The 11,781-nt window shown below is 61.4% G+C and carries 10 protein-coding genes; 5 read left to right on the top strand and 5 right to left on the bottom strand.

The features are described from left to right. Positions 1-91 precede the first annotated feature (91 nt). The 3 genes from ACEN8Q_RS05490 to ACEN8Q_RS05500 form a co-directional block, all read right to left on the bottom strand. Complete coding sequence (locus ACEN8Q_RS05490) at positions 92-1,393, bottom strand: NAD(P)/FAD-dependent oxidoreductase (RefSeq protein WP_413426713.1); 1,302 nt, start codon at positions 1,391-1,393, stop codon at positions 92-94. Continuing rightward, complete coding sequence (locus ACEN8Q_RS05495; protein ID WP_413704675.1) at positions 1,390-2,478, bottom strand: polyamine ABC transporter substrate-binding protein; 1,089 nt, start codon at positions 2,476-2,478, stop codon at positions 1,390-1,392. Before ACEN8Q_RS05495 ends, ACEN8Q_RS05490 begins: the two co-directional genes overlap by 4 nt. 170 nt (positions 2,479-2,648) lie before the next feature. Then, complete coding sequence (locus ACEN8Q_RS05500; RefSeq protein ID WP_413426717.1) at positions 2,649-4,007, bottom strand: glutamine synthetase family protein; 1,359 nt, start codon at positions 4,005-4,007, stop codon at positions 2,649-2,651. Between the two features lie 161 nt (positions 4,008-4,168). On the opposite strand from ACEN8Q_RS05500, the gene ACEN8Q_RS05505 reads away from it, so the two are divergent. Beyond that, on the top strand, positions 4,169-5,101 hold the full coding sequence (locus tag ACEN8Q_RS05505) for a helix-turn-helix domain-containing protein (RefSeq protein WP_413704676.1): 933 nt from the start codon (positions 4,169-4,171) through the stop codon (positions 5,099-5,101). Here the strand turns inward: ACEN8Q_RS05505 and ACEN8Q_RS05510 are convergent. Then, positions 5,098-5,694, bottom strand: a complete 597-nt coding sequence (locus ACEN8Q_RS05510) for a cupin domain-containing protein (protein ID WP_413426721.1) — start codon at positions 5,692-5,694, stop codon at positions 5,098-5,100. The genes ACEN8Q_RS05505 and ACEN8Q_RS05510 overlap by 4 nt on opposite strands. 185 nt (positions 5,695-5,879) lie before the next feature. Continuing rightward, positions 5,880-7,841, bottom strand: a complete 1,962-nt coding sequence (locus tag ACEN8Q_RS05515; RefSeq protein ID WP_413426723.1) for an FAD-dependent oxidoreductase — start codon at positions 7,839-7,841, stop codon at positions 5,880-5,882. 316 nt (positions 7,842-8,157) lie between these two features. Between ACEN8Q_RS05515 and ACEN8Q_RS05520 the strand changes: the two genes are divergently transcribed. From ACEN8Q_RS05520 to ACEN8Q_RS05535, 4 genes are all read left to right on the top strand, one after another. Continuing rightward, on the top strand, positions 8,158-9,207 hold the full coding sequence (locus tag ACEN8Q_RS05520) for an ABC transporter substrate-binding protein (RefSeq protein WP_413704677.1): 1,050 nt from the start codon (positions 8,158-8,160) through the stop codon (positions 9,205-9,207). Positions 9,208-9,282: 75 nt separating this feature from the next. Then, positions 9,283-10,071, top strand: a complete 789-nt coding sequence (locus ACEN8Q_RS05525) for a class II aldolase/adducin family protein (protein WP_413704678.1) — start codon at positions 9,283-9,285, stop codon at positions 10,069-10,071. A 249-nt stretch (positions 10,072-10,320) separates the two neighbouring features. Then, positions 10,321-10,968: a TetR family transcriptional regulator C-terminal domain-containing protein gene (locus ACEN8Q_RS05530; protein ID WP_413426729.1), complete on the top strand. Its 648-nt coding sequence runs from the start codon at positions 10,321-10,323 to the stop codon at positions 10,966-10,968. 92 nt (positions 10,969-11,060) lie between these two features. Further along, complete coding sequence (locus ACEN8Q_RS05535; protein WP_413426731.1) at positions 11,061-11,777, top strand: response regulator; 717 nt, start codon at positions 11,061-11,063, stop codon at positions 11,775-11,777. Positions 11,778-11,781 lie beyond the last annotated feature (4 nt).

Here is an 11,781-nt window from a genome sequence, read left to right on the forward strand (position 1 = left end):
AGTGCCTTGCAATTGAGCAAATCGAAAGTCGAAACAACGGAATCGAGTGAGAGTGGGAGCGGCGGTGCGGCGATCCCACAGGATGATTGTTTCAGCCGAGCATTTCCCGCATCCGATACCAGAACATGCCAAGGGCCAGCAGTGGCGAGCGCAGGGCACGCCCGCCGGGGAAGGTCATGTGCGGCACGGCGCTGAACACGTCGAAGCCTTTGCTGTGGCCGGCATTGATCGCTTCGCCCAAGAGCCTGGCGCACCAGTGAGTCACGTTCAGGCCATGGCCGGAGTAACCCTGGGCGTAGTACACGTTCGGGTGCTGGCTCAAGCGCCCGACCTGCGGGAAGCGGTTGGCCGAGATGCCAATCATGCCGCCCCACTGAAAATCGATGCGCGCACTGGCCAGTTGCGGGAAGACCTTGAGCATCTGCGGGCGCATGTAGGCAGCGATGTCCGAAGGATCGCGCCCGGAGTAATGACAGGCGCCGCCGAACAACAAGCGCCGATCAGCCGAGAGCCGGTAGTAATCCAGGCCGACTTTCTGGTCGCACAAAGCGACGTTGTGAGGGATCAGTTGTCTGGCGGCGTCTTCTGACAGGGGTTCGGTGGCGATGATGTAGCTGCCCGCCGGGAGCACTTTGCCGCTGAGTTTCGGTTCCAGCTCTTCCAGATGGGCATTGCACGCCAGCACCAACGTGCCCGCACGCACCGTGCCACCGCCACAGCGTACTTGCACGGTGCTGCCGTGGATCAGCTCCAGCACCGGGCTCTGCTCGAAGATCTGCACGCCAAGGGATTCGGCGACTTGCGCTTCGCCGAGTGCCAGGTTCAGCGGATGCAGGTGGCCCGAGCCCATGTCTACCAGGCCGCCGGCGTAAACGCCGGAGTTCACCACGTGCTCGCGGATCTGGTCAGGTTCGATCAAGCGGGTTTCATGAGCGTAACCGGACTCAAGCAGTTCGGCGTGCTCGGCCTTCAACCCGGCAAAGTGTGCCGGGGTGTTGGCCAGTTCGCAGAAGCCCCAGCGCAGGTCGCAATCGATGCCGTGTTCGCGGATGCGATTGGCCACGACTTGCACCGACTCGGTCCCGGCGTGTTCCAGGTATTGCACGCCATCGGCGCCGATGTGTTTGGCGAAACCGCTGACGTCATGGCCGATACCACGAATCAACTGGCCGCCGTTGCGCCCGCTGGCACCCCAGCCAATCCGCCGGGCCTCCAGCAGTACCACCGAGAGCCCGCGCTGGGCCAGTTCGATGGCGGTGTTGATGCCGGTGAAACCCGCGCCGACCACGCAGACATCGGCTTCAAGGTCCGAGGCCAGCGCGGGACGCTGCTTCATGCCCTTGGCGGACGCCGCGTAATAGGAGAGGGCGTGTTCCTTGGTGTACTGATTCATTTGTTGGACTTCACTTTGCTCCACGAGCGGGTCATCAGGCGCATGATCGACTGCGGCGGCGTGGTGGAGATGTAGAGTTTGTCGAGGACTGCCTGGGATGGATAAACCTCGGGATTGCTGACCAGCTCAGGGTCCATGTACTGCTTGGCGGCCGGGTTCGGGTTGGCATAGCCGACCGACGCACTGACCTTGGCGATCACTTGCGGGTCCAGCAGGTTGTTGATGAAGGCGTGGGCTTCTTTCGGATTGCTGGCGTCGGCGGGGATGGCCAGCAGGTCAAACCACAGGTTGGCGCCTTCTTTGGGTATGGCGTAGGCGATGTTTACACCGTTTTTTGCTTCCTTGGCACGGTTGGCGGCCTGGAACACGTCGCCCGAGTAACCGAACGCTACGCAGATGTCGCCGTTGGCCAAGTCCGAGACGTACTTGGAGGAGTGGAAGTAGGTGATGTAAGGGCGGATCTGCAGCAGCTTGGCCTCGGCCTTTTTGAAGTCCTCGGGGTTTTCGCTGCGCGGGTCCATGCCCATGTAGTTGAGAATCGCCGGGAACACTTCGTCCGCCGAGTCCATCATCGACACGCCGCAGGCGCTGAGCTTCTTGATGTTTTCCGGTTCGAACAGCACGGCCCAGGAATCGATGTGATCGATGCCCAGCACCTGCTTGACCTTGTCGACGTTATAGCCGATGCCATTGGTACCCCACAGGTACGGCACCGAGTGCGCGTTGGCCGGATCGTTTTTTTCCAGCAGCGTCAGCAGTTTCGGGTCGAGGTTGTTGAAATTCGGCAGTTGCTCGCGATCGAGCTTGAGGAACGCACCGGCCTTCACCTGGCGAGCGAGGAAGTGGTTCGACGGCACCACCACGTCATACCCGGTACGACCGGCAAGCAGTTTGCCCTCCAGGGTTTCGTTGGAATCGAATACGTCGTAGATCACCTTGATCCCGGTTTTGGCCTGGAAGTCGGCGAGGGTGGTTTCGCCGATGTAGTCGGTCCAGTTGTAGACACTGACTTGTGCCTGAGCCTGGGCACCGGCACTGAACAGCGCTGCCAGCGCGAGCGGGACCATGGATTTCAATAGACGCATATCGACACCTTTTCGAATTGTTGGATTTTCAGGCGTTGGCGTTCTCCCTGTGGGAGCGGGCTTGCTCGCGAAGGGGCCGGGTCAGCCAGCATTTTTGCTGAATGACACACCGCATTCGCGAGCAAGCCCGCTCCCACAGGGGGACGCGGTTGCAGGCTGGATTTGGTTTATCAGACGCTGAGCATCAGGAACTCACGTTCCCAGGAGCTGATCACCCGTTTGAAGTTCTCGTGCTCGGCGCGCTTGACCGCGACATAGCCCCGCACGAACTTGCTGCCCAGGTAGCGGCTGATGGTGTCGCATTCTTCCATCTGGGTCAGGGCATCCTCGATGGTGATCGGCAGACGCAGATTGCGACGCTCATAGGCGCGACCCTGGACCGCTGCGCTCGGCTCGATGCGCTCGACCATGCCCAGGTAACCGCACAGCAGGCTGGCGGCGATGGCCAGGTACGGGTTGGCATCGGCGCCCGGCAGCCGGTTCTCGACGCGCATGGCGTCCGGGCTGGAGGTTGGCACGCGCAGGCCGACGGTGCGGTTTTCTTCGCCCCATTCGACGTTCACCGGCGCCGAGGTATCCGGCAGGAAGCGGCGGAACGAGTTGACGTTCGGCGCAAACATCGGCAGCACTTTCGGGATGTACTTCTGCAAGCCACCGATGTGATGCAGGAACAGCTCGCTCATGTTGCCATCGGCATCGGCAAAGATCGGCTGGCCGGTGGCAATGTCTACCACGCTCTGGTGAAGGTGCATGGCGCTGCCAGGCTCATCGCCGACCGGTTTGGCCATGAAGGTTGCCGCCACGTTGTGCTTGAGCGCCGCTTCACGCATGGTGCGCTTGAACACGGTGATCTGGTCGGCGAGGTCCAGTGCGTTGCCATGACGGAAGTTGATTTCCATCTGTGCCGGGCCGTCTTCATGGATCAGCGTGTCGAGGTCCAGGCCTTGCAGTTCGCACCAGTCGTAGACGTCTTCGAACAGCGGATCGAATTCGTTGGCCGCGTCAATGGAGAACGACTGACGACCGCTTTCGGCGCGGCCCGAACGGCCCATCGGCGCCTTGAGCGGCAAGTCCGGATCTTCGCAGCGCTGGGTCAGGTAGAACTCCATTTCCGGCGCGACAATCGGCCGCCAGCCTTTGTCGGTGTACAACTGCAGGACTTTTTTCAGCACGTTGCGCGGTGACAGTTCGATTGGGTTGCCGAACTTGTCGAAGGTGTCGTGGATCACGATGGCGGTCGGCTCGATGGCCCATGGCACCACGTAGACGGCGTCGGCGTCCGGCTTGCAGACCATGTCGATATCGGCCGGATCGAGCAGGTCGTAGTAGATGTCGTCGTCGACAAAGTCCCCGGTTACCGTTTGCAACAGCACACTTTCCGGCAGGCGCATGCCTCGCTCATGCAGGAACTTGTTGGTGGGTGCGATTTTGCCGCGTGCAATGCCGGTCAGGTCGCTGACGACGCACTCGACTTCGGTAATCTTGTGATCTTTCAGCCAAGTGAACAGCTGATCGAAAGGGGCATTCATAAAGACCTCGTTATTGGTTTTATTAACGCCAGGAGAGGCCGGTTTCATCCGCCGGACACTTCCCCTGTAGCGCGTTGACGTCTATCTTGGGCGAGCCTTGCAGTTCCATCTATCCACTTTAAGCAGCACAAAGCGCACCAAAAGAGTGCGTAAGGTCACTTATGTCGACGTGCAATTCACTCCGGGTCCAAGCCTTCAATACCGCCGATGTCGCCGAGCAAATCCGCGCCACGCCGGGCTGGGTCCAGCATTACCAACAGATGTCGCCGGGGCATTTCGCAGGTAGGGTGCGCTACCTGGATCTACAGGGCGTGGAGATTTACGAAGAGCACATGAACACCCGGGTCGAGCAGAATTTCAGCGCGCCCCAGGGGTCGCTGTCGTTCTGCTTCGATCGCGGCGACAACGCGCTGTATGTGTTGAATGGCGAAAGTCGCAACATCTGGATTACCCCAGAGAACTACCAGGAAATCGCCGTGGTATTCGGTCCGGAGTTTGTAAAACGCCATAGCCTCGACATCGCCCGGCTCGAAGGGCTGTTCATGGCACCGCTCAATTCTCAGCAGAATGCGCTGTTCTGCCGTTGGCTCAGCGGTACCCTGACGCGGCTGTCACAGACCTTCGACCCACCGAGCCGCGAAGCGCTGACCCAACAGCTGCTGGAAGACTGTCTGTTCATTCTTGACAACGCGTGTGTCGGCCTCGACCAGGGCGCATTGCAGCGCCGAGCGGGAGAGCGGGCGATCATGAAGCGGGTAGGGGAATGGGCGGCGGACACCCCGGAAGAACACCTCAACCTGCTGGAGCTGTCCCAGGTTGCCGGGGTTTCACTGCGCCAGTTGCAGCATGCGTTCAAGACCTACACCGGCATGGCGCCGACCCAATGGCTGCGCTTGCGCCGACTCAACAGCGCCCGCCGCGAACTGCTGAGCCGCACGCCCGCGCAAACCACCGTGGCCGAAGTGGCCATGCATTGGTCGTTCTGGCATTTGGGGCGGTTTTCCAGCAGCTATCGTGCGCTGTTCAAGGAATTGCCGAGCGACACCCTCAAGCGTGCGAGTGTCGCGCAGCCAGTCGGGCGCGGCCGGCGTTAGAACGTCGGCGGCGTAATCACCCAGATCACCACCGCGTCCACCTCGCCGGGATTACCGTAACGGTGAGGTTCCTGGCTGGAAAAGCTGAAGCTGTCGCCTTCATTGAGCTGGAAGTGACGCTCGCCAACCCACAGCTCAAAACTGCCGGACAGCAGGAAACCGGCTTCTTCACCTTCGTGGCTGTAGCTTTGCTGGCTGTAGGTGCCGGGCGGGAAACGCGAGTGGAGCATTTCCAGTTGACGGTTGGCTTGCGGCGTCAGCAACTGGTCGACGATGCCGTCTTCGTAATGCACGTTCAGGCGGCTGTTCTTGCGCACCACCACGCCATCGTCCTCGGGGGCGGTGACCGCTTCACTGGCGAAGAACCACTGGATGGTGACACCGAGGCTGCGGGCAATGTTGAACAGCGCCGGAATCGACGGGTAGGCGAGGTTGCGTTCCAGCTGGCTGATGTAACCGGCGGTGAGTTCGCTCTGTTGCGCCAGTTCCGCCAGGGTCATGCCCCGACGTTTGCGCAGGCCGCGAATGCGCGTGCCGAGAAAATGCGGTTCGGCGTTGCCGGGTGCGGGCGGGGTCGTGCTGTTGTTGCTCATAATCAATTCCGAACCGGAGGAATGGCGCAAATCCCTTGTCTCTTGTAGGAGCGAGCTTGCTCACGATGGTCGTTAACGATAACGCTGGAAGCCTGACACCCAGCAGTGTTCTCGGGTTCATCGCGAGCAGAGCTCGCTCCTACAGGGTTGGTGTTAGCCATTAAAGCCCCGGAGTATAAACAGCCTTAAAGTTCCCACGCGACTTTCAGGCCTTCATATATCGCTTCTTCGACAGTGCGCGGCGCCAGGCAGTCGCCGATGCGGCGAAACTCAACCAACCCCTGCAGCTCGGCACCCAGGGTATCCACCGGCTGGTGACCCTGGCACAGCACCAGGGTGTCGATGTTCTCCATCAGCATCGGTTCGCCACTGGCGGTGTGTTGCAGGTAGACCGTGTTGTCATCGCAGCCATACAGGCGCGCATACGGCGTGATCGGCACCCCCAGTTTATGCAGCTCGCCGGCCAGTTGATCGCGCACGTACAGTGGCAGGTTTTCCCCGCAATGGGTGCCGTTGACCGCCAGTTGTACCTGATGCCCGGTGCGAACCAGGCGCTCGGCGATGCCGGGGCCGATCCAGTCGCAGCGCCAGTCGACCACCACCACCGAACGGCCGATCTGTACTTCATCGCGCAGTACTTGCCAGGCGTCTACCACCTGTAGCTCACCACCGCGCTCAAAGGCTGGCCAATACGGCTCGGCACCGGTAGCGACGATCACCATGTCCGGTTTTTGCTGTTCCACCAGTGCCCGGTCGACCCGTGTGTTGCGCACCACGCGCACCCCGGCCAGCTCCATTTCCCGCTGCAGGTTGGTGCTGGCACCGCCGAATTCACTGCGCCGTGGCAGCAGTTGTGCAAGCAACACCTGACCGCCCAGTTGTGAACCGGCTTCGTACAGGGTCACGTCGTGTCCACGCTGGGCAGCGACGGCGGCGGCTTTCATGCCGGCCGGGCCGCCGCCGGCGATCATGATGCGCTTGCGATTGATTGTCGGTTTACGTTCGCCAAAAATCAGTTCGCGACCGGTTTCCGGGTGCTGGATGCAGGAAATCGGCAAGCCTTTGTGGAAGTGCCCGATGCACGCCTGATTGCAGGCGATACAGGCGCGCACGTCTTCCACGCGGCCGGTATCGGTCTTGTTGGGCATCTGCGGGTCGCAGATCAGCGCGCGGGTCATGCCGCAGACATCGGCCTGGCCCCGGGCCAGAATCAGCTCGGCTTCCTGGGGCTGGTTGATGCGCCCGGTGACGAACAACGGAATGTTCAGGCTGGCCTTGAACGTTCCGGCTTCCCGGGCCAGGTACGCTGCTTCGATCGCCATGGGCGGCACGATGTGCACCGCGCCGCCAAGCGACGCCGAGGTGCCGGCGACGATGTGCACATAATCGAGCTGCGCTTGCAGCGACTGCACGGCGGCCAGGGATTCATCTTCGGTCAGGCCTTCCGGGTCGCGCTCGTCGGCAGAAATGCGCAGGCCGACGATGAACTGCTCATCGGTCGCCCCTCGCACGGCTTTGATGACTTCGCGCAGAAAACGCAAACGCTGGTCCAGTTCACCGTTGTAGCCATCGGTGCGCCGGTTGACCCGCGGATTGATGAATTGCGCCGGCAGGTAACCGTGGCTGGCGACCACCTCGACGCCATCGATCCCGGCCTGATGCAGTCGCCGGGCGGCAGCGGCATAACCGGCGACGATCTCGTCGATCATGGCCTGATCCAGCGCGCGGGGCATCACCCGGAAGCGTTCGTTGGGCACCGACGAGGCGGAGTAGGCCACCGCCAGCAGGCCATCGCTGGACTCCATGATTTCCCGCCCCGGATGGAACACCTGGGACAACACTACAGTGCCGTGGGCATGGCAGGTTTGCGCCAGTTTGCGGTAACCCTCGATGCACGCATCGTCGGTGGCCATCAATACGTGGGAGGTGTAGCGCGCACTGTCGTGCACACCGGCCACTTGCAGCACGATCAGCCCGGCGCCGCCTTCGGCCCGCGCCCGGTGATAGGCGATCAATTGCTCATTGACCAGGTTGTCGGTGGGCATCGACGTGTCGTGACCACTGGACATGATGCGGTTTTTCAGGCGCTTGCCGCGGATCTCCAGGGGTTCGAACAGGTGCGCGAAGGCAGGTGTCGAGGTCGGCATGGTGCGGGTACTCCAGGCAGGCTGAGCTCTGTAGGAGCGAGCTTGCTCGCGATGGACGTTAACGATAACGCGTGTTGTCTGGATGAACGCGTCGCCCTCAGGTCCATCGCGAGCAAGCTCGCTCCTACAGAGGCAAAAGGTTTTCGGTGTTGTTATTTTCAGCTATAGAAATTTACCTTCAGTAAAAAATCAACTTGTTTTTTTACTGCGCCTTGCAGTAATTTCACTTCGAGCCTGCTCCTGGGGCTTACCTCACAACAATAAAAAAGGGCCTGGGCGGAATGTGTCCGCAGGGCACCTGCCAGAGGAACCACTGATGAAATCGAATACGCTCAAGCACGGTTTTTATCCCTTGGTGTTGTCCGTGGCCATGGGCCTGGGCAGTGCCCAGGCAGCATCGGACATGGTGGTGGTCGGTTACGGCGGAGCCGGACAAAAAGCCCAGGACGTGGCGTTCTTTCAACCTTTCGCCGCCGTGGATCAAAGCAAAGTGATCCAGAGCGAATACAACGGCGAGATGGCCAAAATCAAAGTGATGGTCGACACCGGCAACGTCGATTGGGACGTGGTGCAGATCGAAGGCCCGGACCTGATGCGCGGCTGCGAAGAGGGCATGTACGAACGCCTGGACTGGACGCGCCTGGGGCACGCCGACCAGCTGATCCCCGAAGCGGCACAGGAGTGCGGTTCCGCCGCGCTGGTGTGGAGCGTGGCGATTGCCTACGACACCGACAAACTGGCCCAGGCCCCGACCTCGTGGGCAGACTTTTGGGACGTGAAGAAAACCCCCGGCAAACGCGGGCTGCGTAAACGCGCGGTGTACAACCTGGAGTTCGCCTTGCTGGCCGACGGCGTGAAAACCGAAGACGTCTACAAGGTACTCGGCACCCCGCAAGGCGTGGACCGGGCATTCGCCAAACTCACTGAACTCAAGCCTTACATCCAGTGGTGGGAAGCCGGCGCGCAACCGCCACAGTGGCTGACCGCCGGCGACGTGGTGATGACCTCGACCTACAGCGGACGCATCGCCGACGCCGCGCAGAAAGGCAGCCATCTCGGCCTGGTCTGGCCCGGCAGCCTGTACGGCATGGACTACTGGGCGATCATCAAAGGCTCCAGACATGTGGATCAGGCCAAGCGTTTCATTGCCTTCGCCAATCAGCCGGACGCCCAGGTCAACTATGTGCAGCAGATCCCTTACGGCCCGACCAACACCCAGGCCGCCGCGCGACTGGACGACAAACTGGCGCAATGGGTGCCCACTGCGCCGCAGAATCTCAAGGGTGCACTGTCGATGAACGTCGGTTTCTGGGTCGATCATGGCGAAGAGCTCGAAGAGCGCTTCAACGCCTGGGCCAGCAAATAAACGCGGATGGCTGGACGTGTCGAAGCGTCCAGCCTTGCTGTCTTCCTCAGCCGATCAGCCTGGAGAACCAGAACAATGAACAAAATCGCCAGCCATCTGGCCCCTGAGCGCAGCGCAATCGAGCAGCGTCTGCGTGAGGAATTGGCGGCCTGTTACCGCCTGATTGCGCACTTTCGCATGACCGATTTGATCTTCACCCACATCTCGGTGCGCATTCCGGGGCCGGAACATCACTTTCTGATCAACCCTTACGGGCTGATGTTCGACGAGATCACCGCGTCCAACCTGGTCAAGATCGACCTCGATGGCCACGCCGTGGAGCCGTCGCCGTACCCGGTCAACCCGGCCGGTTTCGTGATTCACAGCGCCATCCACGGCGCGCGGGAAGATGCGCAATGCGTGCTGCACACCCACACCAGATCCGGGTGCGCGGTGGCGGCGTTGAAGTGTGGGTTGTTGCCGGTGAGCCAGATTTCCATGGAGTTCCATGGCCGGGTTGCCTACCACGACTACGAAGGAGTCGCGCTGGACCTGAGCGAGCAAGAGCGCCTGGTTCAGGATATCGGCGATAAGCCGGTGCTGATGCTGCGCAATCATGGATTGCTGACCGTCGGCGAGACGGTGAGCCAGGCGTTCCTGCGCATGTACTACCTGGAGAAGGCCTGTGAAATCCAGTTGGCGGCCATGGCTGCCGGAGAACTGGTGCTGCCATCGGCTGAGGTTTGCGCGCACACCGAACGCCAGTTCAATGATCCGGGGCGACCGCTGGAGGAGGGAGAGCTGAATGACCCGGATGCCATGCAATTGGCCTGGGCGGCGTTGTTGCGAATGCTGGAGCGCATTGCACCGGATTATCGCGACTGATCTCGATTTTTCGGTTGTTCAGACTGACCCCTTCGCGAGCAAGCCCGCTCCCATAGTTGATCCGGGGTTGCCGCAAATTCTGTGTACGACGCAAATCCCCTGTGGGAGCGGGCTTGCTCGCGAAGGGCACAGCACGGTCTATCAGACTGGCAGATGACTGGAGGTATTGCCCGCTCTTGCTGTACAGTCGTTCAGCCCGCCGCTTACCCGTGCGGGCTTTAACGATTGAACCTAAGGAGCGTGTCGCCCATGAATCAGGAAGCCCGTTTTTCCCGAATGGAACCGGAGTTGCGCAAAGCCAACCTGATCGAGGCGACGCTGGTGTGCCTCAAGCGTCACGGCTTCCAGGGCGCGTCGATCCGCAAGATTTCCGCCGAGGCCGGGGTCTCGGTAGGGCTGATCAGCCATCACTACTCCGGCAAGGATGAGCTGGTGGCCGAGGCCTACATGGCGATTACCGGGCGGGTCATGACCCTGCTGCGCGACGCCATGGAGCAAGCCGCGCCGAATGCCCGGGAGCGCTTGTCGGCATTTTTTCGCGGGTCGTTTTCCGCCGAACTGCTCGATCCGCAGCTGATCGATGCGTGGCTGGCGTTCTGGGGCGCGGTGAAAACCGCCGAGGCCATCAACCAGGCCCACGATCATTCCTATGGCGAGTATCGCGGCATCCTGCGCAAGGTGCTGGCGCAACTGGCCCAGGAGGAGGGCTGGGAAAGTTTCGACGCCGACCTTGCCGCCATCAGCCTCAGCGCATTGCTCGACGGCTTGTGGCTGGAGTCCGGGCTGAACCCCGGCACCTTCACCCCGGAGCAGGGCATCCAGATTTGCGAGGCCTGGGTCGATGGCTTGCAGGCCGGTGGTCGCCAGCGTTTTCGCCTGCAGACGAGCGACTGTTGATCAGTCGTTCAGCAATGGATACTCTCTGGCGCCGATGCAGGAAAACACTCTAATAAGAAACTGGCCTTCGGGCCTGAGCCGGACACCAAGCGATGACTCCTCGGGTATTGATCGTCGATGACGATCCGCTGATTCGCGATCTGCTGCACGCCTACCTGTCCCAGGAAGGCTACGACGTCCATTGCGCCGCCACGGCGGAACTGGCGGAAACCTTCCTGGCCAGCCAGACCGTGGACCTGGTGATGCTCGACATCCGCCTGCCGGGCAAGGACGGCCTGACCCTGACCCGCGAGCTGCGGGTGCGCTCGGAAGTCGGGATCATCCTGATCACCGGGCGCAACGACGAAATCGACCGCATCGTCGGCCTCGAATGCGGCGCCGATGACTACGTGATCAAACCCCTCAATCCAAGGGAACTGGTGTCCCGGGCGAAAAACCTGATTCGCCGGGTACGTCATGCGCAAACGCCAGCGCCTGCCGTCGCGGTGGCCAAGCCGGTCAAGCAATTCGCCGACTGGGCGCTGGACACCGACCGCCGCCGGCTGATCGATTCGTCCGGCAGTGAAACGCTGTTGACCCACGGCGAATACCAGTTGCTCAGCGTGTTCCTGCGCAACAGCGGCCACACCCTCAGCCGCGACCAGTTGATGGACCAGATCCGCAACCGCGAATGGGTGCCCAACGACCGCTCCATCGACGTGCTGGTCGGGCGCCTGCGTCGCAAGCTGCACGACGATCCGGCCGAACCCCAGTTGATCATCACCATTCACGGCGCCGGTTACCTGTTCACCGCCGGTGTGGCGGCCTGAACTT

Source organism: Pseudomonas sp. Pseusp16, from assembly GCF_047324915.1.
GTDB lineage: Bacteria > Pseudomonadota > Gammaproteobacteria > Pseudomonadales > Pseudomonadaceae > Aquipseudomonas > Aquipseudomonas fluorescens_CD.